General features: G+C 58.0%; 23 protein-coding genes and 1 pseudogene. 10 read left to right on the top strand and 14 right to left on the bottom strand.

What is annotated here, in order from left to right; all coding sequences use genetic code 11:
• Window position 1 precedes the first annotated feature (1 nt).
• The 5 genes from BTE54_RS19055 to BTE54_RS19035 all read right to left on the bottom strand — a co-directional run bounded on the left by BTE54_RS19055 (window position 2) and on the right by BTE54_RS19035 (window position 5925).
• On the bottom strand, window positions 2-469 hold the full coding sequence (locus tag BTE54_RS19055) for a hypothetical protein (protein WP_065656040.1): 468 nt from the start codon (window positions 467-469) through the stop codon (window positions 2-4).
• A 240-nt stretch (window positions 470-709) separates the two neighbouring features.
• A complete protein-coding gene (locus tag BTE54_RS19050) occupies window positions 710-1084 on the bottom strand; it encodes a response regulator (protein WP_065656039.1) in 375 nt (124 codons plus the stop codon).
• 66 nt (window positions 1085-1150) lie between these two features.
• Complete coding sequence (locus BTE54_RS19045) at window positions 1151-1807, bottom strand: response regulator transcription factor (protein ID WP_065656038.1); 657 nt, start codon at window positions 1805-1807, stop codon at window positions 1151-1153.
• Window positions 1800-3380, bottom strand: coding sequence for an ATP-binding protein (locus tag BTE54_RS19040; protein WP_065656037.1), 1581 nt, complete (start codon window positions 3378-3380; stop codon window positions 1800-1802). The genes BTE54_RS19045 and BTE54_RS19040 overlap by 8 nt, the downstream gene beginning before the upstream one ends.
• Before the next feature lie 250 nt (window positions 3381-3630).
• Window positions 3631-5925, bottom strand: a complete 2295-nt coding sequence (locus BTE54_RS19035; RefSeq protein WP_078053578.1) for an FdhF/YdeP family oxidoreductase — start codon at window positions 5923-5925, stop codon at window positions 3631-3633.
• 412 nt (window positions 5926-6337) lie between these two features.
• Here BTE54_RS19035 and BTE54_RS19030 point away from each other — a divergent pair, with 412 nt between their 5' ends.
• The 4 genes from BTE54_RS19030 to BTE54_RS25455 all read left to right on the top strand — a co-directional run bounded on the left by BTE54_RS19030 (window position 6338) and on the right by BTE54_RS25455 (window position 8378).
• Entirely contained in the window at window positions 6338-6856 is a 519-nt protein-coding gene (locus BTE54_RS19030) for a Dps family protein (RefSeq protein ID WP_065656035.1), read from the top strand.
• A gap of 19 nt (window positions 6857-6875) precedes the next feature.
• Entirely contained in the window at window positions 6876-7856 is a 981-nt protein-coding gene (locus tag BTE54_RS19025) for an alpha/beta hydrolase (RefSeq protein ID WP_078053577.1), read from the top strand.
• A gap of 68 nt (window positions 7857-7924) precedes the next feature.
• Window positions 7925-8095: a hypothetical protein gene (locus BTE54_RS25145; protein WP_198939193.1), complete on the top strand. Its 171-nt coding sequence runs from the start codon at window positions 7925-7927 to the stop codon at window positions 8093-8095.
• Between the two features lie 151 nt (window positions 8096-8246).
• Window positions 8247-8378, top strand: coding sequence for a hypothetical protein (locus BTE54_RS25455; RefSeq protein WP_280940566.1), 132 nt, complete (start codon window positions 8247-8249; stop codon window positions 8376-8378).
• 46 nt (window positions 8379-8424) lie between these two features.
• Here BTE54_RS25455 and BTE54_RS19020 read toward each other — a convergent pair whose 3' ends face one another.
• The 8 genes from BTE54_RS19020 to BTE54_RS18985 all read right to left on the bottom strand — a co-directional run bounded on the left by BTE54_RS19020 (window position 8425) and on the right by BTE54_RS18985 (window position 17355).
• On the bottom strand, window positions 8425-9843 hold the full coding sequence (locus tag BTE54_RS19020) for an aldehyde dehydrogenase family protein (protein ID WP_078053576.1): 1419 nt from the start codon (window positions 9841-9843) through the stop codon (window positions 8425-8427).
• A gap of 309 nt (window positions 9844-10152) precedes the next feature.
• Complete coding sequence (locus BTE54_RS19015; RefSeq protein ID WP_078053575.1) at window positions 10153-10569, bottom strand: organic hydroperoxide resistance protein; 417 nt, start codon at window positions 10567-10569, stop codon at window positions 10153-10155.
• 149 nt (window positions 10570-10718) lie between these two features.
• The gene (locus BTE54_RS19010; RefSeq protein ID WP_078053574.1) at window positions 10719-12035 is read right to left on the bottom strand and encodes an ATP-binding protein; all 1317 of its coding nucleotides are present in this window, start codon (window positions 12033-12035) and stop codon (window positions 10719-10721) included.
• On the bottom strand, window positions 12032-12772 hold the full coding sequence (locus BTE54_RS19005) for a response regulator (protein WP_078053573.1): 741 nt from the start codon (window positions 12770-12772) through the stop codon (window positions 12032-12034). The genes BTE54_RS19010 and BTE54_RS19005 overlap by 4 nt, the downstream gene beginning before the upstream one ends.
• A 94-nt stretch (window positions 12773-12866) precedes the next feature.
• Window positions 12867-13913, bottom strand: a complete 1047-nt coding sequence (locus BTE54_RS19000; protein ID WP_078053572.1) for an alpha/beta hydrolase — start codon at window positions 13911-13913, stop codon at window positions 12867-12869.
• 201 nt (window positions 13914-14114) lie between these two features.
• Window positions 14115-14873, bottom strand: coding sequence for an alpha/beta hydrolase (locus tag BTE54_RS18995; protein ID WP_065656079.1), 759 nt, complete (start codon window positions 14871-14873; stop codon window positions 14115-14117).
• A 45-nt stretch (window positions 14874-14918) separates the two neighbouring features.
• Window positions 14919-16664 carry a cytochrome c biogenesis protein DipZ gene (locus tag BTE54_RS18990; RefSeq protein ID WP_078053571.1) on the bottom strand — a complete coding sequence of 582 codons (1746 nt, stop codon included), beginning with the start codon at window positions 16662-16664 and terminating at the stop codon, window positions 14919-14921.
• A gap of 181 nt (window positions 16665-16845) precedes the next feature.
• Window positions 16846-17355, bottom strand: a complete 510-nt coding sequence (locus BTE54_RS18985) for a cytochrome P460 family protein (protein ID WP_065656028.1) — start codon at window positions 17353-17355, stop codon at window positions 16846-16848.
• Between the two features lie 471 nt (window positions 17356-17826).
• Here BTE54_RS18985 and BTE54_RS18980 point away from each other — a divergent pair, with 471 nt between their 5' ends.
• Window positions 17827-18915 (top strand): hypothetical protein, encoded by a 1089-nt coding sequence (locus tag BTE54_RS18980; RefSeq protein WP_078053570.1) that lies wholly within the window; start codon window positions 17827-17829, stop codon window positions 18913-18915.
• A gap of 172 nt (window positions 18916-19087) precedes the next feature.
• Here the strand turns inward: BTE54_RS18980 and BTE54_RS24815 are convergent.
• A pseudogene (locus BTE54_RS24815) lies at window positions 19088-19240 on the bottom strand (transposase); the annotation flags it as partial.
• 275 nt (window positions 19241-19515) lie between these two features.
• Here BTE54_RS24815 and BTE54_RS18970 point away from each other — a divergent pair.
• From BTE54_RS18970 to BTE54_RS18950, 5 genes are all read left to right on the top strand, one after another.
• Window positions 19516-20259 (top strand): hypothetical protein, encoded by a 744-nt coding sequence (locus BTE54_RS18970; protein ID WP_078053568.1) that lies wholly within the window; start codon window positions 19516-19518, stop codon window positions 20257-20259.
• Between the two features lie 235 nt (window positions 20260-20494).
• The gene (locus BTE54_RS18965; RefSeq protein ID WP_078053567.1) at window positions 20495-20746 is read left to right on the top strand and encodes a transcriptional regulator; all 252 of its coding nucleotides are present in this window, start codon (window positions 20495-20497) and stop codon (window positions 20744-20746) included.
• Between the two features lie 2 nt (window positions 20747-20748).
• Window positions 20749-21105, top strand: coding sequence for a type II toxin-antitoxin system RelE/ParE family toxin (locus BTE54_RS18960; protein ID WP_078053566.1), 357 nt, complete (start codon window positions 20749-20751; stop codon window positions 21103-21105).
• Between the two features lie 127 nt (window positions 21106-21232).
• The gene (locus BTE54_RS18955) at window positions 21233-22891 is read left to right on the top strand and encodes a putative dsRNA-binding protein (RefSeq protein WP_078053565.1); all 1659 of its coding nucleotides are present in this window, start codon (window positions 21233-21235) and stop codon (window positions 22889-22891) included.
• A 2-nt stretch (window positions 22892-22893) separates the two neighbouring features.
• Window positions 22894-23469: a hypothetical protein gene (locus BTE54_RS18950; protein WP_078053564.1), complete on the top strand. Its 576-nt coding sequence runs from the start codon at window positions 22894-22896 to the stop codon at window positions 23467-23469.
• Window positions 23470-24112: the final 643 nt, after the last annotated feature.

Here is a 24112-nt window from a genome sequence, read left to right as displayed (position 1 = left end):
TTCAGAACTCCTTGTTCATAGCGAGTTGGGACGAGGTGTCGATTGTGTGGGTCTGTGATGCGAGTTGGAGCAAGGCGATGCGGTCGATCAGCTCGGCATTGAAGAGGCGGTGTTGGAGCTGACAGAAGGCTTTTGGATCCAGTGTGTCGTGCCGGTCCGTTTTTCGGGCGGCGCGCATGGCGACGCAGGATGTGTCGTCGGTGGCCGCTACAGTCTCTTTGCCTTCGGTTGCATCGCCGGCAGACGCGACAGGCGCGGAATGTCCGTAAGGCCTGTCGATCGTCTGCGGTGTGAGGATGCGGAAGGCGCTGGCTGATGCGACGTCTTCGGAGGCCGCGAGCGCCGGCTCGCTATCCCTGATCAGGAGTACATTTCCTCCGAACAAGGCGACCGCACCCAGAACCAACATTGCTGCGACTTTGAGGTGACGCCGTCTTTGCGCGTCGGCATTCTTGCTGATGGAGGTCATGCCCTGCTCCTGAAATGGGTGGTGGTGTCGTCGGGAGCGTCCGGAAGGGAGGCGCTTGACTGGAGCAAAGGTTACGGCGGAGAGGCGGGGCCGGCATCTATACAGAGGTCTAGTTCGTATAGCGGAACGTCTTGGCGGCGAAACAATCCAGGAAATGGCGCTCGCCCAACGACAACGCATGCCCGGACGCACGCGTCGGAGCATGAAATAGCGATGGATTTCACTCGGGAAAGATTGTCGTCAGGATTGCGCGTTGAGCACGGATTGCAGGCATCCGATCAGACTGACGATATTGACTGGCTTGCCGAGAAAGGCCAATGCGCCGCCGTTCAAAGCCGCGTTCCGGGTGCGCTCATCCTGATAGGAGGTGACGAAGATCATGGGCGGATGGTCGCCGCGCCGGTTCAGCTCGCTCTGCAACTCGATGCCGGAAAGACCGGGCATTTTCACGTCCACGACGATGCAGTCGATGCCCGCCTGCTGCTTCGATTCCAGGAATTCTTCGGCAGAAGCAAACAGGCGGCATTCGTAACCAAAGGATATGATCAGATCATCCATGGCTTCGCGAATGGCGGGATCGTCGTCGACGACAGCAATGACGGGAACGGGGGGCAATGAAAGCGACCTTTTCTGTTTTTCTTTCTTCTTCTATGCGCCCATGCCGCTATCAAAGATACCATACTAAGATACAGGTGGCCGCAGCTTCTCGCCGATCAGCTCCGCTTTGCGCACGAGATCGGCGAGGGATCTCGCCTCCATCTTGCGCATGACGTTGCCCCGATGCAGCTTCACGGTGACCTCGCTTATGCCGAGCTCGTAGGCGATCTGCTTGTTCATCAGGCCGCGGACAACCGCGCCCATGACCTCGCGTTCTCTTGGCGTCAGCTGTTCGGCAAGGGAGGTCACGGCATCGTTCTGGGCGCTTTCGCGGCGTCGTGACGCATCCCGCTCCATCGCGGCCGCGACGGCGTCGAGAATGTCCTGTTCCTTGAAGGGCTTGGTCAGAAAATCCACGGCGCCCGCCTTCATCGCCCGCACGCTCATCGGAATATCGCCGAAGCCGGTCATGAAAATGATCGGCATCCGGTTGCCGACGCGTTCCAGCTGCATCTGGAAATCCAGGCCGCTTATGCCCGGAAGCCGCACATCAAGCAGCAGGCAGCCAGGCCGGTTCAGATTGGCTTTTTCAAGAAAGGCGCCGGCGCTGTCGAAAGCCTCGGCATCGAACTTCATGGAGCGGAAAAGATCGGTGAGCGCCTCGCGCATCGACACATCGTCGTCGACGATGAACACGATGGGTGACGGCGGCTCCTTTGTCGTCTTGCGTGGCTCAGGCATGTTCCATCTCCTGGCTGATCGGCATGGAAATGGTAAAGACCGCCCCGCCGAGAGGATGATTGTCACCGGTAAGCCTGCCGCCCCGTGCTTCCAGTGTCGTGCGGCAGATGGAAAGCCCCATGCCCATTCCCGTTTCCTTGGTCGTGAAAAACGGCGAAAACAGCTTTTCCTCCATCTGCGCCGGGAAACCCGGTCCGTTGTCGTGAACCGCAATATGAATATTGTCACTGTCTTCACGTTCCTTCCGCACCGTGATGGTGCGATTGCCGGTGCCCGCCTCGTCCATGGCCTGAATGGCGTTTGTGAGAAGATTGATGAGGACCTGCTGCAATTCGATCCTGACGGCTGTTATCGGCGGCGTTACCGCTTTTTCTACATGCACCGTGGTTCTGCTGCGTTCCAGCTCATGTTCGAGAAGGCTTAGCGTTTCATCGATAAACTCATCGAGGTCGAAGGTTTCCACCTTGCCGCTCGTATGGGCGAGCAGGCTGCGCGTGTTCTGGATGATTTCACTAGCGCGCTGCCCGTCGCGGATCATGCGTTCGGCCGAGCGGCGGGCGGCGGCGAGATCCGGCGGATCGCGATCGAGCCAGCGCAGCAACGTCTGCGCATTGACGATGATGGCGCCAAGCGGCTGGTTCAGTTCGTGGGAGAGCGATGCGGACATGGCTCCGACGGCCGCCGCCTTCGAGGCCTTTGTCAATTCCGCCTGTGCCTCGGCCAGCGCCTTCAGCGCCATTTCGCGCTGGGTGATATCCACCATGCTGACCACCACACGATTGAAGGAGGCCGCCTCCGCGGGGAAACTGATTGAAAGAAGCACCAGCTTGTCTTCGCCGCTGTCGGTACGCACCACCACCTTGTCTTCAAAGACACCCTGATTGTCGATGATCGCCTGCAGCACATCGACGAACTTGCCGGACGAAGACACGACTGATCGCTGAAGGGTGCCGCGGATAGAGGAATCGTAACCCAGCATTTCCTTTCCGGCTTCATTCGATGCAACGACGGTGATGAGATCGATGCATTGCTGCGTAAAACCCGGATTGGCGCGGGCATGGGCCCGCATGTCGGTGATGCCCCGTTGCTTGAGGCCCATCAGCAGGGCGTGAAGCTTCGAATAGTCGCGTTCCCAAAGTGCGACGCGCGTACGATCGAAAATGGAGCGATAACGCTCCTCGCTTTCCTTCAGCGCCGCATTGACGGACAACATTGCCAGCCGGGCGGTCTCGGTTTTCAAAAGCAGCACGGTCGTGACGGCAAGTGCCGCAAGGGCGACGACCAACCGAAGCGCCGACTGGAAATCCGCATCCTGCGCGTGGGTCGCTGCATAGGACAGGAGGGAAAGAATGGCGCAGGCGCAGGAGATCACGATCAGTCCCGACCAACTTACAGTCTGCGCGGCCAAAAGGACCGTGATGACATAAAGCACCGCGATCGCGCCTTCTATGTCGGTATAGGTATCAACGTAAAATACCCCGGCCGCCAGCGCCAGCGCCCCAAGGCCAAAGGCCAGATGGTGCGCTCCACCTTCCGGTTCGCGCGCGCGAAACATCCTTGACGCAATCGACATTGTTCCCCCGATGCGATTTTTGCCGACAATACGGTTTTTTCAGCACAACCTGACCTATACATAGGTCTTGGTTGCCACCGTCGTCGAAACATCAGGATAGCGGTAAAACGGCACGGCGATATATCGAAAAATCCGCATATATGGCCCGTCTTCCACAGGCCATGCCTGATGGCCCGAGGTGACGTCCAGCCCAAACGGTGGGGAAAAGAGCGTGCAAGCACCGTTGCATTGCGCGCCGGGCCTCCGGGCGTCAGGCGGCTGCCGGACTCACCGTGATCGGGACACCCTTGTAGGAAGGCGTTCCGGAAAGGCGGTCATAATGGCCGAGCGCCACCACCGCATTCATCTCCGGATAATAGCCTGCGGCCGATCCCTTCGGGATATTGTATTCGACCGCCGTGAAACCCTGAACGAGGTGTCGGCCCTCATTTTCCGGGCCGATGCCGTGAATATCGATGCGATCACCATCCTTCAGGCCGCGCGCGGCAAGGTCGTGCCGGTTCATGAAGATAATGTCCCTTCGGCCGAAGACGCCGCGATAACGGTCATCCATGCCATAGATCGTCGTATTGTACTGATCGTGACTGCGGATCGTGGTCAGCACGAGTGCTTCCGGATTGGAGATGAGCGGGTCTTCCTCAAGTCCTGTGGCGACGAGGAAATTGGCCCTGCCGCTCTGCGTGTTCCAACGGCGGAAGGAGGCCGCGACATCAAGGCGAAAACCGCCTTTTACCCGAACCCGGCTGTTGAAATCCCTGAAATCGGGAAAGACCTCTTCGATCTTGTCACGGACTCGGTCGTAATCGGCAATCAGCCAGTCCCAATCAATTCCGTGACGGTTTCCGATGGTTGCCTTGGCGATGCCGGCGATGATGGCGGGCTCTGACCTCACCAGTTCCCCTGGTGGATTGAGGAAACCGCGAGAGGCATGCACCATCGACATCGAATCCTCGACTGTTACAGCCTGCGGTCCTGACGCCTGAGTATCCAGATCGGTGCGTCCAAGGCAAGGCAGGATCAGCGATGTCTTTGCTGTCAAAAGATGAGAGCGGTTGAGCTTCGTTGCGATATGAACGGCCAGATCGAGGTTGCGCATGCCCTCGAAGGTCGCGCCTGTATCCGACATGGCGACGGCGAGATTGCCGCCCAGGCAGATAAGTGCGCGGGACTTGCCGGCGATGATTGCCTCCACCGCTTCTATCGCGTTGTGACCCTTCTCCGCAGATGGGCGGAAACCGAAAGCGCGTTCCATGCCGTCCAACAGCGCCTTGTTCGGGATTTCGGTAATGCCGACGGTACGGTCTCCCTGAACGTTGGAATGGCCGCGAATGGGCGCTATTCCCGCCCCGGGGCGACCCATATTTCCACGCAGCAGCAGGAGATTGGCGATCTGCTGCACGTTGCTGGTACCCTTGGCGTGCTGGGTTATACCCATGCCGTAACAGATGATGACGTTAGAAGCGTTCACATAAATCCTCGCAACACTCTCTATAGCCTCCTTCGTCAGCCCGCTGACTGAGCAGATCATATCCCAGGACGTCGCGTCGATATCGGCGCGAAGCGCGTCGAGGCCTGCGGTATGTTCCTCGATGAAAGCCCGGTCGAGTACGCCGCCGCGGTCCGCCTGAAGGCTCTCCGCATCGAGTTCGAACACCGCCTTCATAATGCCCTTGAGGGCGGCGAGATCGCCTCCGGTGCGAAGCTGGTGATAGGCGGAGGCGATTGGCGTCGAAGAGAGCGTCGCCATCTCGATCGGGTCCTGCGGCGCGGCGAAGCGCTCCAGCGCGCGTTCCTTCAGCGGATTGAACACGACGATCGGCACGCCGCGTTTTGCGGCATTGTGCAGCGTCGTCATCATGCGCGGATGGTTGGTGCCGGGATTGTGGCCGAAGCTGAAGATCGCATCGGCATGATCGAAATCCTCCAGCGTCACCGTGCCTTTGCCGACACCGATGGATTTCGGAAGGCCGACGCTTGTCGCTTCATGGCACATGTTGGAACAGTCAGGGAAATTGTTCGTGCCATAGGCGCGCACGAAAAGCTGGTAGAGAAACGCAGCCTCATTGGATGCCCGGCCGGACGTGTAGAACTCAGCCTTGTCGGGGTCGTCAAGCTTGTTGAGTTCCAGTGCGATCAGGCTGAAGGCATCGTCCCAGGCGATCGGTTCATAGCGGTCCTTTTCGGAATTGTAATGCAGGGGAAGGGTTAGCCGGCCGGCATCCTCAAGCTTGTGATCGGTCCATTGCCACAGTTCGGAAACCGTATGCTGCGCGAAAAATTCGGGTCCGGATCGTTTCGCCGTCGATTCCCAGGTGATTGCCTTGGCGCCGTTTTCGCAGAACTCGAACGATGAGGTGTGTTTGGGGTCGGGCCAGGCGCAGCCGGGACAGTCGAAACCTTCGGGCTTATTGGCCTTGAGGAGCGTCATCGTGCCCTGTGCGACGATCTGCTGATGCGCGAGCGTTTTCGCAACAGCTTTCAACGCATCCCAGCCGCCAGCGGGATGATCGTATTTTTCAATACCTTCCGGCCGCTCTTCTGCCATGTCGGAATTCCTTCGATTTTGCAGATTGAGGATTGTCGTGCCCGCTGACGCTAGCGCAACTGCGGATGGGTAAACATCATACTCAGGCATAGGTTGCCTGCTCCCTGGAGGGCGGAACGAAAAAGGCCGCCTCCTGCGGCGGGGGCGGCCTTGGCGGATCGGGAGGAGATCCGCGGCTCCGGGAGAGGGGATACCGGAGTTCATGGCTTCTGCGAGCCAATCGCCCTGGGGCGGGGCGACAGGCAAAAACTATCCCGGGTGGGAACCCGCCGAAACTACACTTAGGTATCGGGTGGACTGTACCACCAGCCGATTTCTCCCGGGCCATTCTTCTTTCTATCCTCGGTGCCGATCAGACAGCCGCAACAGGGGCGCTCAACATCGGGCGGTCGATTGCAAAAGGAGAACGATCATGGACATGACCACAGTTGCCAGCAACCGCAAGCTTCCACTCGCAACGCCGACTGACCTCGGTGCCGAAGCGAGCCGCGACATCGCCGCCGCATTGACCGCCCTGCTGGCGGATGTCTTCACGCTCTACATCAAGACCAAGAATTTCCACTGGCATGTTTCCGGTCCGCATTTTCGTGATTATCACATGCTGCTGGACGAACAGGGGGCGCAGATATTCGCGATGACCGACGACATTGCTGAAAGGGCGCGCAAGGTCGGCGGCACCACCATCCGTTCCATCGGTCATATCGGCCGCCTCCAGCGTCTCCTTGATAATGATGCCGACTTCGTCACCCCGGAGGACATGCTCGCCGAACTGCGCGAGGACAACAAGCAGCTGACCGCCATCCTGCGACAAACGCACAACCTCACCTCCGACCTCAACGATCACGCCACCACCAGCCTGATCGAAAACTGGATCGACGAGACCGAGCGCCGCACATGGTTCCTGTTCGAAACCACCCGTCGCTCCCGCTGAAGCCAGGCAGGAAACCGACATGACCGACGATCCAATTACGCTGGCGCTTTCGAGACGACGTCTTCTCGTGGCCGGTGCCGCGCTTTCCGCTGCGATGGCAGTTCCATCAACAGCCTTTTCAAAATCCACCTCATCCCGAAACGAAGGAGCATTTCCAATGACCGAATCATTCGTAAAGACCAAGGACGGCGTCGATATCTATTTCAAGGATTGGGGTCCGAAGGATGCCCAGCCCATCGTGTTCCATCACGGCTGGCCGCTATCCTCCGACGACTGGGATGCCCAGATGCTGTTCTTCGTAAACAACGGTTACCGCGTCGTGGCCCATGACCGTCGCGGCCACGGCCGTTCCCAGCAGGTGAGCGACGGTCACGACATGGATCATTATGCCGCCGATGCATCCGCCGTTGCCGAACATCTCGATCTCAGGAACGCTGTTCATATCGGACACTCGACTGGCGGTGGTGAGGTCGCGCGTTACGTCGCAAAATTCGGCGAACCGCAGGGCCGTGTCGCCAAGGCCGTTCTCGTCTCCGCCGTTCCGCCACTGATGCTGAAGACGCCTTCCAATCCCGGCGGTCTGCCGATCGAAGTCTTCGACAGCTTCCGCAAGGGTGTGGCCGAAAACCGCGCCCAGTTCTTCCTCGACGTGCCGACCGGTCCGTTTTACGGCTTCAATCGTCCGGATGCCAAAGTCTTTCCCGGTGTTATCCAGAACTGGTGGCGTCAGGGGATGATGGGCAGCGCCAAGGCCCATTACGACGGCGTCAAGGCCTTCTCGGAAACCAATCAGACGGAAGACCTGAAGGCGATCACGGTGCCGACGCTCGTTCTCCACGGCGATGACGACCAGGTCGTGCCGATCGCAGATTCTGCCGAATTGTCGGTCAAATTGCTGAAGAATGGCACGCTGAAGGTGTATAAGGGATATCCGCACGGCATGCTGACAACCCATGCCGACATCATCAATCCGGATCTGCTGGCCTTCGTGAAGAGCTGATCACCGGTAAAGGGTCGCCGCCGCAAAAAGCGGATGGCGACCAATTTCCCGCGCGGAAGGAGATTCCGATGCCGTTCAAACCATCTTATGAAGACCTTGTCCTTCGTGACGGCATCGCCAGCCTGCCCGAGATGGAGGACATCCAACTGGAGCTTCCTCTGTCGCAGCAGGCCGAGGCGGAAAATCGCGTCGATGCGAAGCCGGATCCTTCGCACAACGAAACGAAATTTCAGGTCTGATCGATGTGATTGCCGTCCTCGACCGTAGCTTATTGTATCAGCAACCAGACAGGCTACATCGAGGTACCGTTTTCGGTTTCGATGGAAAACTCTCGACACAACGCTTCTCCATCAAGTGGCGCAATATCGTTATTCATGATGGAGATCCGAGATGACCAACGCCGTGTCGCGTCCGAAACAGGTAGATGTTGATCGTATCCCGGCTGTTTCTTTCGACCTGCTGTTGCGTCATCAAACGTCGGTTTTCGCACGGCTGACACTTCTGGATACAAAGTCGGCCTGAAGCAGAAGAGAGAGTGCGCCGGGACCGGCGCTGCAGACTTCTCGCGTTACGGGGTGAGAACGGCTCGCGGTTCGAGCATGCCGTCGAGACCGAAGGCACCGATCTCCCTGCCGATACCGGATTGCTTGAAACCGCCGAAGGGCGCGCGAGGATCATGCGGTGCGCCGTTGATGACGACGCGGCCGGCCATCAGCCTCTCGGCGATGCGTTCGGCACGTCTGATGTCGGATCCAAGCACATAGGCTTGCAATCCGTAGTCGCTATCATTGGCGATTTTGACGGCCTCATCTTCGTCCTCATAGGCGAGAAGACACAGGACGGGACCAAAGATTTCTTCGCGGGCGATGCGCATTTCGTTCGTGATATCTGCGAAGATTGTCGGGCGGGCGAACCATCCTTTTTCAATCCCGGCCGGGCGTCCGGTTCCGCCTGTCAGCAGGGTTGCTCCTTCTTCGACACCAAGCCGGATGTAAGTCTGGATCCTTTCCCACTGGGCAAGGCTGGCGAGAGGGCCTACCCGAACCTCCGGATCACGGGGATCGCCAACTTTGAATTTTTCAGCCGCCATTCTCAACCGCTGGGCAATCTCGGGGAGACGGGACCTCGGAGCCAGGATGCGGGTACCCGCGACGCAGGCCTGGCCGCTGTTTGCAAAGCCCGACATCAGGGCGACAGGTATGGCCTTGTCGAGGTCGGCATCCGGCAGGATAATGGTGGGTGCCTTGCCTCCCAGCTCCAGAACCACCCTTTTCATGCCGTCGATCGCCGCACGCTGAATGATCTTTGCAGCCTGGGTGGAACCGGTGAAACTGACGGTCGCCACGTCGGGATCCTGCGTCAGCGCCGCACCGACCACCGGCCCCGTGCCGTTGACAATGTTGAAAACCCCTGCCGGCAGGCCGGCCCGATGCAGCCTTCTCACCAGAATATCCGTCTGAAACGCACTCTGTTCGGCCGGCTTGATGACGAGGGACGAGCCTGAACCGATTGCATGCGCAAGCTTGGTGGCGATAAAACCGAAATTGCTGTTCCAGGGCGTGATGGCGGCGAGAACGCCGCGCGGCAGCATCCTGACCGTGCTTTTGCCCACGACCCGGTCAAAGTCGTAGTTCGCCACGGTCTCAGCCATAACATCAAAAATCGACGCTGCGTTTTGAACGGAGAAAGCCGTGAAATAAGCGGGCGCGCCGTATTCTTCGGTCATGACCTGCGTAAGCTCATCCGGTCGCTCTTCGATCGTATCGCGCAGGCTGCGCAGCATGTCGATACGCTGCGCCTTGGTGGATGTTGCCATGGCGGGAAAAGCCCGTTTCGCGGCTGCCACTGCGGCCCTTGCATCATCGGCATTGCCAAGCCGGACATCGCCGATTTTTTCTTCCGTCGCCGGATTGAAAAGGTCCAGCCGTTCATTGCCGTCTGGCACCACAAATTTACCGTCGATATAGATGTGTTCAATTGATCGCATTGATCTGGCCTCTTTTAAGATGGTTGGAAATCCGGCTCGTCTGGCCGCCGCGGAACGCGCTGGAGGCGCGCCGCATGGGTCCAAGCAGACTTCATTGAGTTGATCAGAGGGATGGCAGGAAGAAGTGGAAACGTGAAAACGGCTGCGGCGGGCGCCGAGCCGTTCCCTTGTGGTCACATCGATGAGACCGCGCCCAGAAGTCCCGCAAGCGGCGAGGGCTCGTCGGATGTTGCATCATATACGCATGGTGCTGCAAATATCGCCGCAACCACGATGGCGATGACAAGCGCACGGGCGGAGACAATCGGCTTAAGCGAGCTTGAGCGTAACATCGATGTTTCCCCTGGTTGCCTTCGAATAGGGGCAGATCTGGTGGGCATCCTTAATGATGGCCTGTGCTACGGGACGATCGATCCCGGGCAGGCTTACCGACAGGCGAGCCTGCAGGAAGAACTCGCCGCCCGTCGTGCCGAGGTCGACCTCCGCATCGACGGCGGTGTTGGCGGGAAGCCGGAGCTGGCGTTTCGCCGCCGCCTTTGTCATGGCGCCGATAAAACATGCCGACCAGCCGGCCGCAAAAAGCTGTTCGGGATTCGTGCCCGGCTTTCCGCTGCCCGGAGGCGAGAGCTTGATGCCCAGCGCGCCATCATCGCTTTGTGCCGATCCGTCACGCCCGCCGGTCGTGTGGGTCTTGCCGGTATAAAGAACAGTCTCGATCTTGGTCATGGGAGGCTCCTTTCATTTGCCGCTGCTGCGGCGTTTCGTGATAGGAGCTTTGTGGTGGATCAGCGTATCCGGCATGTTTCCGGAAACTGCGAAACTGTATCGAAAAGTATCGGCGCTTTGTCACTGGTTATCGTCGACCCGCCTCCCTGTCAGGGAAAAGCCACCTCGGCCGCAAGCCCGCCGCCCTGCCTGTTATAGAGGCGAACCGAGCCGCCGATCGTTCCGGCGAGTTGCTGCGCGATCGCCAGTCCGAGACCGGTTCCACCCGTATCGCGGTTTCTCGATGTTTCGATCCGGAAGAACGGTTGCATGGCATTTTGCAGCATCTCGTCCGGGATGCCCGGCCCCCGATCGAGCACCGTGATGACCACTGCGCCTTCACCACGCCGGTCCACTTTAATCTCGGCGCTGCCAGCGAATTTGAGGGCGTTATCTATGAAGTTCGTCAGGATTCTTCGCAATGCATGGGGCTTTGTCGACGCGGTGCCGCGCACCATGCCGGCAACTGTTACGGCTTTTCCGGTATCCTGATAGTCGTAGGCAATGCTGTCGATGAAAGAGGCCAGATCGATACGGGAGGATTTCTCGCCATTGCCGTGAGCGCTGCGTGCGTAAGCGATCCCATCCTGCACCAGGCGTTCGATTTCACGCAGGTCACTGACCAGCTTTTCCTTTTCCGGCGTATCGTCTGCCATATCGGCCCGCAACCGCATCCGGGTGATGGGCGTCTGCAGGTCGTGCGAAATCGCCGCAAGAATCTGGACGCGCTCCTCGAGATATTGCGCGACGCGATCGCGCATGGCGTTGAAGGCGCGGGCGGCGTGAGCAACTTCGCTTGGGCCGCTCTCACTCATCGGCGACCCCTTTTCCCCCGGATCCAGCGCTTCGGCTGCCGCAGCAAGCGCGCTGAGGGGTCTGGTCGTCTGTCGCACTGCAAACCAGGTGCAGAGGAGGAGAAGCGCCATCTGCGCGGCGAAGACATAAGGCAGCCATTCCGCCAGGGGCATCACGCCGCGCGGTGTCACGTCGATCGTCAGGGGCGAGCCGTCCGATAGCGTCAGGTGCGCCTGAAGCCGCTTGCCGTCGCCGGGAATGGACTCGACCCTGACGGGAAAACGGTGTCCCGCGGCTTCCTCGATCCTCTGCGCAATTTCAGCGCCGCGGCCGGTCATGTCGGAAACACCGGGAAGACCGGGGCCGAGGACGAGTTGATAATTGTTGCGGCTCAGGCGATGGACCCATTGCGCCCGCTCTTCCGCAGGCAGGCGGTCGATGATGGCGATCGATACCGCCAGATCCTGCTCCAGAGTGCCGAGCATGACCGCCTTTGCCGACATATATCGTTCGGCAAAGAGGATGCTGAACGACAGGCCGTAGGCAATGGCGAGGCCGGCAAAAAGGATGATGAAAAGTCTGGACCGCAATGAGCGTGGCCACCAGCCGGCGAGCCGGCGCGGGCCGTTCATATCCTCGGCTCCGAAATCTCCACGGGCACCGCAAAGACATAACCCTCCGCCCGTACCGTCTTGATGTAGATGGGTTCGCGGGCGTCATCCCCCAGGCGCTGACGCACGCGGCTCACGAGAAGATCTATCGACCGGTCGAAAAGCTCCGCATCGCGTCCCTGGGTGAGATTTAACAGCTGGTCCCGGTTGAGGACGCGCTGGGGATGATCGATGAAGACCCTGAGAAGCCGGTATTCAGCCCCGCTCAAGGCAACGGTCGTGCCCTCCCTGTCGAGCAGGTGACGGCCCACGGTGTCGAGGCGCCAGTCACCAAAGGTCAGGAGCTGCCCGGCCTCGCTGATCTGCAGATTGGGAGGCAGCATCCGCGTGCGGCGCAGGATGGCCTTGATCCGCGCAAGAAGCTCACGGGCAGCGAAGGGCTTCGACAGATAGTCGTCGGCTCCCATTTCGAGCCCGATAATGCGATCCATCTCGTCATCGCGGGCGGTCAGCATCAAGACCGGCGTGGCTTTGTGTTTTCCCGCTCGCAGCTCACGGCATAGGACCAGCCCGTCATCGCTAGGCATCATCACGTCGAGCACGATGAGATCGACGGTATTGCCGTCGAGAAAACTTCGCATCTGCCGTCCGTCGGCCGCCACGCTCGTGCGCAGGCCGTTCTTCTTCAGGTAGCTGGAAACCAACTCCCGGATTTCCCTGTCGTCGTCTACGACGAGAATATGGTCGATATGTTCCATTGGATGCCTTCGTCGTCCGGACGGTTCGAGTGGCCCGCTACCGCGTCCCCTGCGTCACATGCAGTAAGACAACGGTTCGTGGGCTTCGGCAAGTTTAAAGCTTTGCGACGTCCAGAACAGCCCTGGCAAAAGCCTCGGGCGCTTCCTGCGGCAGGTTGTGACCGATGCCGCCGCTGATGTTGCGGTGCTGGTACTTGCCGGAAAACTTCGATGCGTAGGCGGAAGGATCCGGATGCGGCGCGCCGTTGGCGTCGCCTTCCAGCGTTATCGTCGGCACGGTGATGACGGGAAGTTTCGCAAGCTGGCGCTCGTAATTATCGTACTTGGCTTCTCCGTCGGCCAGTGCCAGCCGCCAGCGGTAGTTATGGATGGTGATGGCAACATGGTCGGGATTGTCGAATGCGGGGGCCGAACGATTGAAGGTCTCGTCGCTGAATTTCCAGGTCGGAGATGCCGTCTGCCAGATCAGGCGCACGAAGTCGCGGGTGTTGGCGGCATAGCCCGCACGGCCGCGTTCCGTCGCGAAATAGAACTGATACCACCAGGAGAGTTCCGCCTTGGGCGGAAGCGGCTTCCTGTTTATCTCCTGGCTGCCGATAAGGTAGCCGCTGACCGATACGAGCCCGGTGCAACGTTCGGGCCAGAGCGCCGCCATGATGTCGGCGGTGCGAGCGCCCCAGTCATAACCGGCAACGACGGCCTGCTTGACGCCGAGCGCGTCGAGAAAGGCGATCATGTCGACCGCAAGCGCCGCCTGCTGTCCGTTGCGTGCGGTGTCGTCCGAGAGAAAACGGGTCGTGCCATACCCGCGCAGATAGGGGATGAGTACCCGATATCCAGCCGATGCAAGGATGGGTGCGACATCGACATAGCTGTAGATGTCATAAGGCCATCCGTGCAGCAGCAGCACGACCGGGCCGTCTGCGGGGCCGGCTTCTGCATAACCGACGCTGAGTACGCCCGCTTCAACCTGCTTCAGGGCGCCAAAGGAGGTGGCTCCGTCGCGTCCGGTTGACGGCTGAGGCGAAGGCGCTTCGCCCTTGGCATGAGCAAGGCCTGCGGCCCCGAATTCGACGGCGGCAACCGTCATTGCTGCAATGCCGAAGAAGCGGCGGCGCTGGAAATTGATCTCGGAATTCATTGCTGTCTCTCCTGTCCATGTTGGATGCGGGCAGGTAACGCGGTGCGTGTATCCTCGATGTGTCGCAAGGAGGACGAATGTGAATGGTTTTGTAGCAGGGGGCATTCCGGATACAGACTGATACATTCGGTCCGCCCTCCTTACGCAATCAGCCGCCCCGGTGTCTGGGGCGGCTGTATTGGATTTCGAGGCGGGCGCGGTTTATTTGGCGGATTGCCGGGCGGCCTGTTCGATGACGTCTGCGACCTTTTCGGGTTGGGAGGCAAAGACCGCATGGCTTGCCGCAATCTCGGTCACCGCACTGCCGGCGCGCTTGGCCATGTCGCGCTCGAGATCTGGGTTGATCGAGCGGTCCTGCGTTGCGACAATCGACCAGCTTTTCTTGGTTTTCCAGGCGGGTTCGCCGGCTTTGGCGGCAAAGGCGGCCTTGGCGGCGAAGACCTGACTTCTTGCCATGAAGGCCGCGTCCTCACGCGGCAGATCGCCGGCGAAATCCTGTCCAAAGACGGCGGGATCGAGATAAAGGAACGCGCCATCCTTCGTCGGCTTGATGCCGTTGCCAGCCGGCGGTTTCGAGCCGGCGAGGTCGAGAAGGCTCTCTCCCTTCTCCGGCTGGAAGGCGGCGACATAGACCAGCCCGGCCACATCCGGCCGGTTACCCGCTTCCGAGATCACCATCCCGCTGTAGCTGTGCCCGACAAGCAGGCTCGGCCCCTGCTGGAGATCGAGAACACGGTTGGTGGCCGCCACGTCATCGGCAAGAGAGGTGATGGGCTCCTGCACGATCGTGACGTTGAAACCACGGCTTTCAAGGATGTCTGTCGCCCTGCGCCAGGCCGAACCATCGGCCAGCGCGCCATGGACGATGACGATATTCTTCACCTCTGCCGCCTGTGCGGCAAAAGCGATCAGTGCGGTTGCGACGGCAAGCGCGAATTTTGGCATGAGACGATGGTGCATCATATTTCTCCTTTGGTTTTGATGGGAACGGGAGGAAAATCCGGGTCAGCCGAAAGTGAAGGCATAGGCCTGCACGCCGGGGTCGAGGAAGCGGATGGTAAAGGTTCTCGCTTCGACGGCGCCGGACTGGCGGACGAGCTGGTAAAGACGGGTTGAGGTGACGATGCCATTGCCCTCGGCATCCGTGTCGGCGCCATGATCCGCACCCGGCGGATGCCCGTCTATGGTGACCTGGAAACGAGCCGGTTTTCCGGCTGCATCCGGCCCAAGAACCAGATGCAGGTCACGGGCGCTGAAGCGATAGGTGATGCCGCCATCAGCCGCATCAAGTGTGGCCGCCTCCGCGCCAATCGTCCAGGTGCCGGAAAGTCCCCATTCGTTGAGGGAAGGCGTCTTGACGGAGTAGTCGCGCGGCGTGTCTGCACGCATCGCCTCGTTGGATGCGAAGCTTCGAGCCTGCCGGTAGCCTATATAGGTTTCGCCCGAGCGCATGTGCCCGATATCCGCACCGGCTTCGGCTCCTGTCGCCTGCGGGCTCACCGGTGCGCTGGCGGAGGCGCTGCTGCCGGCCTCGCGCAGCAGGTCCTGGATCGCCTCTTCGGTCTGCCGGTAGTTGCCCTCGCCGAAATGGTGGTAACGGATCTGGCCCCTGGCATCGATCAGGTAATGCGCCGGCCAATAGCTGTTATCAAAGGCGCGCCAGATCTTGTAATCATTGTCGATTGCCACCGGGTAATCGATCTTGAAGTTGGCGACGGCCTGTCTGACATTGTCGATCTTCTTTTCAAAGGCGAATTCGGGGGCGTGAACGCCGATGATCACGAGGCCCTGATCCCGGTATTTGTCCGCCCAGGCACGCACATAGGGAATGGTCCGGATGCAGTTGATGCAGGAATAGGTCCAGAAGTCGATGAGAACGACCTTGCCACGCAATTGCTCACGCGTGAGCGGCGGGGAGTTGAGCCACTCCACGGCGCCGTCGAGGGATGGGGCCTTGCCCTCAACCGGCAGCTCCGACCGTGCCGCGGCGGCGCTGACGCCCGCCGCCGCCACTTCGGGCGCTATGGCGGTGTGAAGCCGATCGAGCACCCGCTGTTCGAAGGATGCCGTGCTCGCATAGGACATCTGCGACAGGAAACCCGTATCCAGCCCGAGCGCGATGACCGCGACGCCGGCAAGCACCGCCGCGCCAAGCACCTGCCGGATCCGCTCGCTGAAACCCAGAGACCGCTTCATGGCTGCAAATACCCTGCCGCCGACGAGGATGGCGACGGCAAGGGAGGTCGCAGCCCCGGCGGCATAGGCGGCAAGCAGCAGGCTGGTTTCCAGATTGGCCCCCTTCAGGGCCGCACCCGTCAGCACGAGCCCGAGGATCGGTCCGGCGCAGGGCGCCCATAAAAGGCCGGTGGCGATGCCGAGTAACAGCGAGCCCGCAACTGTCGGCATTGCCCCGGGCTTGCCGGCGGCATTGGCGAGCCGGTTGCCGAGTTCGACGACCGGACGGGTGATGATGCTGGCCGCACGCGGCGAGAGCAGCCCGACGCCGAAGACCGCAAGCAGCGCAAGAGCCGCGAGCCGGCCATATTCATTGGCGCTGATTGCCCAGCTGCCGCCCACCGCGGCCAGCGTCGCGACGGCGCAAAACGTTGCCGCCATTCCCGCAAGCAGGGGCAGCGTGCTGCGCAGGAACGGTTGCCCCGCCCGCGCAAAAACGAAGGGAAGGATGGGCAGGATACAGGGGCTGAGAATTGTCAGCGCCCCTCCGAGATAGGCAATGACCAGAAACGTCATCATCTTTTCCTTTCAGGCAGGAGTTCGGGGCTCCGGGCGGCGAAGGCGACCCGGCGATGGCGCCAATTTCCCGACCTCACGTATCCCTGATGTGTCGGGGCTTCGGTGAATTTGTAATCGAGTGTAAAAGCCGCCACCGGCGCACGGCCGCTTAAGCGAAACCGCATGTCCCCGTCATTTGTCACTGCGCATAGCGCGTGAAGACGAAATCATGGTCCTTGACGTTGCCCTCGTGGCAGGAGAGACAGGTCTCATGTTGCGCGGCATCCACCGGCTTGCCGTTGACAAACCGCCCGAAGCCCCAGCCGTGGCTGCCGGCATATTTCTTGGAATCTTTCACCATCACCTGCACGGTGGTTGCCGCTCCCGGCACCGTGGCCGGCGGAAACTCCGTGGATTGCTGCCGCTTATAGGCAAGCTTCACCAGTATCGAGCCATCGGGAAAGGGCAGGGTTCCGCTTTTGTAGGCGTTGGCGGCGACATCGTTTGCCAGAACAGCGCGAAGCTCGTCCAGCGGCGGCGCTTCCTGCGCGGGCGCGATGAACGTCCAGTCACGATATCCGTCAGGAAGAGTGACACCATAGATGGGAGAGGCGTTTTCCGGCAGCGTGTCCGCTGAACTTGAATAAACGGTTCCAAAACCCGCTGCCGCAACCGATAGGGCGACGGCGAAGAAAATCTGGCTTTTCATGGGAAATCCTGCCTGATCCGAAATAGATCAGGTCATGATGTGCCCGGCAGGTATCCGGCATGTTTCCTGAAACCCGCACTTATGTATCAAATCGTAGCAGTGCGCACCGCCACGGGGGCAAGGCCGCGCTTAAAGGCCGGCGAGCACCCTCTTGCGATCTCGGGCCCGGATTTCCTCGCCAAGGCTCATATTCGCCCAGTGGCCAAGCTCTTCCTCATCCAAGCCCACACCGTCGCCCGCCGGCTGAATTTGCGCAAAATCCTTCCGAAACAACGAGAAGTCGTGAAACCTTTTCGGGTGCGATGAGTTTGGTGCAGGAGCACTCGGCTCAAATTTCTCGCTGCATATAATCACCCGCTACGCGGAGGATTGGTCATCCTTTCGGAGGAGATGCCACATGAATTCCATCATCTATCTAGTCGGACTCGTCGTCGTTGTTCTGTTCATTCTCTCATTGCTGGGGCTACGCTGATGGTTGATCCAACGGGTATCGAAACAAATCCAAACCGCAGCTATGTGGACTGGCCAGCGATTTTCGCCGGTGCCGTCATCTCCTCGGGCGCCATGGCAGTCCTCACCGCATTCGCGGGCGGCCTGGGCCTGAGTTCCATCTCTGCTGACGATGGCGGCGAGATCAGCACAGTCTGGCTCATCATAACCGCGCTCTTCGTCATCATTTCCATGGTCGGCTCATACATGCTGGGCGGCTATATTGCCGGCCGCATGCGTCGGCCTGCCGGCGCTGCCGACAGGAACGAACTGACGGTCCGCGATGGTGTGAACGGCTTGGTCGTATGGGGTTTAGGGACGGTCGTCTCGGCGTTTCTCGCGCTCGGCGTGCTGTCCGGTGGCGCCAAAGCTGTCGGCAGCGTGGCGCAGACCGCCGTCGAGGCCACGGGTTCCGCAGTCGGCGGCGCCGTTCAAGGGGCTGGCCAACTGGCAGGCGGCATCATTTCCGGCGCTGGCAGTGCAGCCGGTGGTCTGGCGCAAGGAGCCGGTCAGGCTGCAGCACCCAGCATTGAGCAGATGCTTCCGCAAGGCCTGAGAACCAACCCGATCGACTATTTCACGGATACGCTACTGAGGACCGATACGCCCGCCACCCCTCAGACGGGTGAACAGAGCGCCGGTGACTATCAGCGCCAGATTAGCGGAATCCTCGGCAATCTGATGGCAACAGGCGAGATATCTGATGCCGACAAAACATGGCTCGCCAATCAGGTCGCTGCGCGCACAAACATCAGCCAGACCGATGCGCAAACGCGCGTGAACCAGACGGTTGAACGTGTGCAGGCCGTCAGGGCGGAAGCACAGAAGAAGGTCGATGAAGCGCAAAAGCAGGTCGAGACCGTGAAGGCGGAAGCGCAGAAGGCATTGGACGACGCCAAGACCAAGGCTGCGGATGCCGCAGAAAAAGCACGGGTCGCAGGTATTCTGACAGCATTCCTGCTGGCCGCTTCCGCGCTCGTTTCCGCTGCGGCTGCCTATATCGGCGCAGTACACGGCGGCCGCCACAGAGACGAAGGCCGCATCTGGGGTGGGCTAGCCTACCGCAAGTAACCAGAGCGACGGCAAGAAAATCGGCTTTTCAAAAAAGACCTGCCCGGACGAAATCCCGGGCAGGACATACATTTTCAGGCATCTGGCATCAAGGACAGGGTCTGCAGCAAGGCAAGTGCGACCGTGGATGCCGCCAGGATTGCGGTTAGCGCCAGTGGCGCAGTGGCGCCGTAGGAATAGACTGGCTGGGATCGTCGCCGTATTCCCGAACCATTTGCACAAGACATTCTCGTGGACATCAAGATCAAGAGCAGCCTGCGCAACAGTGATCCCCACGTTCCCTGACCAACTTCACTGCTTCAAGCTTATACGTCTTTGCATTCATGCTCTCCGGTTTCAGGAGGAACACCTTAACTCGATGTCCATAAAACCGGCAGCAGGCCAGGATGATGAAGATTTGTGGCGTGGCTATCCACTGACGATGTCATTTGGCCTTCTCGGGCAAAAAAAGAGCAATGTTATATTACGGCAATTTTTTGGGTGCGATTGATTATCGTATTAGAATAAATGCTGCGATGCTATTAAGTATTTATCTGGGTAATAGTTAGTTTTAGGCAAGTTCAATCCGGCATGATTGGGGAGTAATGTAGGAGATTTGCTATGAATACGATTGGATCGACATATTATAGCTCCGCTAGTCGCTACGGTGGACTAGAGAAGAACGATACTAAATCCGCTGACGCATACGCGACGTCGCAACTGCCGGGGGATGGAAGCAAGTCATTGGGCGCGAGCGACAATCCTTCTGGTCTTTCGACGGTCACTCTTAAGCTCCAGGGAAAACTGACCAGCTTGTACGTATTCGATTTATCGAATGCTAAGCCCATGAACATCTCTGCTCTGCCCCAGGATCAATACAATGAATTTATGGAAGCAAAGAAATTGCTTATCGATACTAGTATGAGCAGCCTGGAAAGCGAGTATAGCACCCATGAAGCCCCTGATCTTTCCAATTATGCCGGCCTTAAACCCTATGCGAACGTCGTTATTGCTGGAAATGTAGTTGCGACCATTGATAATCAGGGAGTCGTGACGAGCGACGACGCTTTAGGTAAGCGGCTCCGAAACCTGTTAGTAGGTCTGGATGGCGTATCTGGGCCTGCTTTTGCCAAAAAAATTGCAGAGCAGATAGCCAATCTGGTTGGGGGCCGAGTACAGAAAGCCGGTACGGCCCTGACACAAATGCAGTTTAATTCGCTGCCTCCAATACCAGAAACCAGAGTGGCGGTTGATCATGTGGGTATGAAGGCTGATCTACGTTATGCGCAAATTGAAAGCTGGGAGCAAGATTATGCGCGGTACGAAAAGGAGCGGGCGGAGTATTTAACGCAGCTACCAAATTAGATTTTACAGCTCCGACTGCGCGCAAAAATGCAAATTGGATATACTTACCGCGTCTAAAATTTGAGCAACTATGATTTACCGTCGGCGCTTCAAAAGTGTCTTCTTCTATCCTCTTCGGCAACCATCCGCTGGTGGCGAAAGACCAAACGCGTGGCCAGCCGAACCAGCAATGCGTGATGAATATTGACAATATGTGCTACACTTTTCATAGTTTTAGAGATCGAAAGGAAACGTCATGGCGTCAGGAAGCATTCACGTCAAAGTCAGCGGAGCATTGCAAGACCATATCCAGCAGCAGATTGGTGATGACGGTCTTTATGAGAATGCGAGCGAATATATTCGAGCGCTTATTCGGCGTGACCTGCAAACCCGCGACGAGGCATGGGATGCCTTGCAAAAGGAACTGGCTCCTGCAATGCGCGCGAATGACGGCGCGTTCGTAGCCGTCTCTGCTGACGACGTTATCGGCCGAAACAAACGTCGTTAGTTATGGCAGCTTATCGCTTTTATGCGCCTGCCGATGCCGCGCAGGATAAAATCTGGCGTGACACCGTGAATGCTTGGGGCGAAGCGCAGGCTGAGGCCTATATACGTGGCCTGCACGTGCATTTGCAGCGCCTCTGCGACAACCATCTGCTTTGGCGGCGTCTTCCTCAAAGACTTGCTGTTTCTAGTGACCTCAAGAGGGAGGCTTATTTCAGCCGGTATGAACATCATTACCTGTTTTTCGGAAAGCTTGATAACGGCGACTTGGGTGTGATGAGTATCCTGCACGAGCGGATGGATATGGCGGTGCACTTGAGAGAAGATCTCACGGCGCTCGACGCTAGGGGTTATCGGCTTTAACGGCTTATCCAACGGAAACTGGAGCTGAAATTATCGCTCATGAAGTGAAAGCTCTTGCAGATTTGGCAACTGCAAGGTGATATTGTCGCCAGCAAGCGGCTAAGTGCGGAAACATTAAAGTCTAAAAATGACTGAAGAGACCTCATCTGACATCCGGGAACTGGTTGCTTCCATACTGGAAGAGAACGACCCACAGTTTTCAAAGCAGGTCCCTAAAGACGAGCTATCTGCGATATACGAGAGTGAGCTTCTATCGTTTTCGACTGAGGCCCAACAGTTCGTCCGACGTATCGAAAACGCAGAGTCGTTGCAGAAAGCCTGCATCGAGTACTACGAGCGCTACTGGAAGAAGTTTCGTGCTGTATTGGGAAACTTAGGACCTGAGTTCGCTTCTGTGCTGATGCGGCAACCCGACATAGAAGCGATACGAGCAATTCCTGACAAAACTGGCCTCGTAAGACGGACCTTTGGTCATGAGGAACTTCTTCCGATATACGGGAATCTCCTCTTCAAGTTCGTGATATCGAACCATCTCGCGAAATCAGTGGCTTATGCAAATTTCGCACCGCGGCTGTTAAGCCCGGTGCTTCATCACTACACCAAGGGTGAGACTGTCGAGCGAGTTTGGATCACTCTTGGTTTCGGTCCGCCGATAGACCAGAAGTCTACCGTTGTATCGAAACAAGTGATCGTCGACGCCTTCCACAAGCTCGTTACCTATCTTAGCACGAACAAGTCAGAGAATGATGCAATAGCGTTTATTGTAAAAAAATATATTCCGACTGTTGATATCGCCAGCAAGGACGTCATCGACATCGTCTGTGGTGACTCAAAGATGATGCTCCAAGAGTTCTGCCATTCTGCTGGATTGAGAGTACCTCACTATCGGATCGAACGGGTTGGGGGACCAGACCACGCTGCCATAATGAGCTGTATTGTGTCCACCGATGGTCTAGAATCCTCTGCCGTGGAAGGTGGGTCGAAACTCGAGGTATCCGCGCGCGCAGCAGCGAATCTCCTTGAGAAGGTAGCCGCGTCGAGAAGCCATAGGCCACGTCTCCAGCAGTTGATCCGCGATAAGTACTTTAGGAGAAGGAAGTACGGGCAGAATCTCGTGAGATTGTCTCCATCGATAGTCGCTAGTGCGGAGAAGCTCAGGGAGTCGCTTCGCTTCGGCCAAAGTGTCGAGGGCCTAGTTGCATCCTTCACGTTGAAGAGCGATCTCGTGCCAGGCGAAAGTTTCAGAGACAACGAACGAGATTCGTTCTTCGGGTCTCAGCTTGAAGCGTTTATCACAGTGCGTCCTCATACTGATCGGTTCACACAGCGAACAATCGTTAAAGAAGCTGTAGTTCCGGTCATCGAGCGGTTTCACGCACAGGTCGGGAATTCACGGAATCCGTTGAGCGATGCACAGAGGCGGGATATCGTGCAGAGCGCTATCTATTCTGAGTATCGCGAATGCGGCCTTGAAAAGGCGGCTTTGCTATTTGAACAATTTTTCGAGCGGCGCTCGACACACGTTCAGATTGACGCGACTGTTCTTGAGTTCGATCCAGGCCTTTCGTTTACGACCATGCTGCTGGAGAGCATGCATAAGCGACCCGACCTCGAATCTCACGTTTCGTACCGCCTACTGACTGACAAGCGTCAAAGTCATGCCCCGATTTTCGAGTGTTCGATTGAGTATGCTGGCCACATTACCAAGGGAGTTGCAGGCACGAAAATCAAGGCGCGCAACAAAGCATCCTATGAGATGCTGAAGACGCTAGCCGGGGCCTGTTAGCGATGTCAGACTATAGCTCTGCCTACCATTATCTTTCTAACGTCCGCTTGGAGCCGCCGCCTGAGCTGCGGACTTTCACTGGAGGCGGTAAGGTATTGACGTCATTCATTAATTCTCTGAGGAATCGTATTTTGATTTGCGGAACTGGCGCAATTTCCGCAGCCACCGATCGTCACTGGCTACAGTCGAGCCTTTTCGCTCGCGCGAATATAGAGGCCTGCGCACTGTTCGTTGCCTTCTCGGAAGATGTGAATCCGAGCAAACCGGATATAAATACGCTTAAGAGAGCTGAAAAATATCTCTTCTCGACGAAAATGTTTGGTGCTGGCCAGGGTGTTCATATAAACGACTGCCTTCGGATCATCTACAAGAAGGACGAAAGTCTTCAAGCAACATACGACGTGCTTTGTGAAGCCGTTCATCCGAACTGGCTTGGCGTTTTGAAACTAGATATTGCCGCCGACGAGAATATTGAAACACACGTTCGTGACGTCATAGTACAATCGGTAAACGCCTGTGGCCAACTGGTCATCGAGGCTGTTAGATGTCATTTCGACGTGATTGAGGCCGAAAGCTAGGACACTTATAAACGCGGCCCCTGCTCGCTTGCAGCTATTTTACTTCCGCATCGAGCCAGAACTGGGCATGAATGATGCCGAAGTAAAAATTTGTTTTGTTTTGCTCTTGTGGTTTCGATCTGCGCATTTCGGCGTAAAGACCCCATTTTCCAGCGGGTTCGAGCTTTTATCCCTTTCGTCCTTGTCCCCAGCCTGTTGGGAGGGGCTTTTTTTCCTTATATGTTTATCCCCCTCTGTTTACCTGACTTTATACTACTCCTGTTCTGCGATGAACCGGTAAGGGCTCCGGTTTTGCGCTGAACCAGCGCCGGTTGTGGGAGAGGACGTCACTCTCATATTTCGGCGTCTGACAGGGAAAGGCCTCTGTCAATGAACGAAGGAGAGATCGATGGGGTTTGTGGTGGACTCTCTATTTCTCTGAAGGTCGTTGGCTGAAGGACTGGCTTTGTCAGGCATGAATCGCTGATGCGGGGCACTGATAAGTGTCTTTATTTCCCCAGGTGGCAGTTTTCAGTGCCCCGTTGCAATGCCCATTGAGCTGAAAGGCTGATGGGAAAAGAGGTGAAGCTCAAGACACGGTCGCAACTGCGTCGCGTGATAGGAAAGGTGTGTTCAAATGGGTCTCTATGAAATGTACGTTCTT

Origin of the sequence: Agrobacterium sp. YIC 4121 (assembly GCF_002008205.1) — a bacterium.
Taxonomy (GTDB): Bacteria; Pseudomonadota; Alphaproteobacteria; order Rhizobiales; family Rhizobiaceae; genus Agrobacterium; species Agrobacterium leguminum.
This window is presented reverse-complemented; position numbering and strand designations above follow the sequence as displayed.

Coding starts and splice junctions, on each gene's coding strand:
- BTE54_RS18970 (WP_078053568.1), top strand. CDS start 19,516: ATGAATACGATTGGATCGACATATTATAGCTCCGCTAGTCGCTACGGT.
- BTE54_RS19055 (WP_065656040.1), bottom strand. CDS start 469: ATGACCTCCATCAGCAAGAATGCCGACGCGCAAAGACGGCGTCACCTC.
- BTE54_RS19020 (WP_078053576.1), bottom strand. CDS start 9,843: ATGCGATCAATTGAACACATCTATATCGACGGTAAATTTGTGGTGCCA.
- BTE54_RS19015 (WP_078053575.1), bottom strand. CDS start 10,569: ATGACCAAGATCGAGACTGTTCTTTATACCGGCAAGACCCACACGACC.
- BTE54_RS19030 (WP_065656035.1), top strand. CDS start 6,338: ATGGACATGACCACAGTTGCCAGCAACCGCAAGCTTCCACTCGCAACG.
- BTE54_RS25145 (WP_198939193.1), top strand. CDS start 7,925: ATGCCGTTCAAACCATCTTATGAAGACCTTGTCCTTCGTGACGGCATC.
- BTE54_RS19005 (WP_078053573.1), bottom strand. CDS start 12,772: ATGGAACATATCGACCATATTCTCGTCGTAGACGACGACAGGGAAATC.
- BTE54_RS19045 (WP_065656038.1), bottom strand. CDS start 1,807: ATGCCTGAGCCACGCAAGACGACAAAGGAGCCGCCGTCACCCATCGTG.
- BTE54_RS18960 (WP_078053566.1), top strand. CDS start 20,749: ATGGCAGCTTATCGCTTTTATGCGCCTGCCGATGCCGCGCAGGATAAA.
- BTE54_RS18950 (WP_078053564.1), top strand. CDS start 22,894: ATGTCAGACTATAGCTCTGCCTACCATTATCTTTCTAACGTCCGCTTG.
- BTE54_RS18955 (WP_078053565.1), top strand. CDS start 21,233: ATGACTGAAGAGACCTCATCTGACATCCGGGAACTGGTTGCTTCCATA.
- BTE54_RS18990 (WP_078053571.1), bottom strand. CDS start 16,664: ATGACGTTTCTGGTCATTGCCTATCTCGGAGGGGCGCTGACAATTCTC.
- BTE54_RS19010 (WP_078053574.1), bottom strand. CDS start 12,035: ATGAACGGCCCGCGCCGGCTCGCCGGCTGGTGGCCACGCTCATTGCGG.
- BTE54_RS18980 (WP_078053570.1), top strand. CDS start 17,827: ATGGTTGATCCAACGGGTATCGAAACAAATCCAAACCGCAGCTATGTG.
- BTE54_RS19040 (WP_065656037.1), bottom strand. CDS start 3,380: ATGTCGATTGCGTCAAGGATGTTTCGCGCGCGCGAACCGGAAGGTGGA.
- BTE54_RS19025 (WP_078053577.1), top strand. CDS start 6,876: ATGACCGACGATCCAATTACGCTGGCGCTTTCGAGACGACGTCTTCTC.
- BTE54_RS18965 (WP_078053567.1), top strand. CDS start 20,495: ATGGCGTCAGGAAGCATTCACGTCAAAGTCAGCGGAGCATTGCAAGAC.
- BTE54_RS25455 (WP_280940566.1), top strand. CDS start 8,247: ATGACCAACGCCGTGTCGCGTCCGAAACAGGTAGATGTTGATCGTATC.
- BTE54_RS18985 (WP_065656028.1), bottom strand. CDS start 17,355: ATGAAAAGCCAGATTTTCTTCGCCGTCGCCCTATCGGTTGCGGCAGCG.
- BTE54_RS19035 (WP_078053578.1), bottom strand. CDS start 5,925: ATGGCAGAAGAGCGGCCGGAAGGTATTGAAAAATACGATCATCCCGCT.
- BTE54_RS18995 (WP_065656079.1), bottom strand. CDS start 14,873: ATGCACCATCGTCTCATGCCAAAATTCGCGCTTGCCGTCGCAACCGCA.
- BTE54_RS19000 (WP_078053572.1), bottom strand. CDS start 13,913: ATGAATTCCGAGATCAATTTCCAGCGCCGCCGCTTCTTCGGCATTGCA.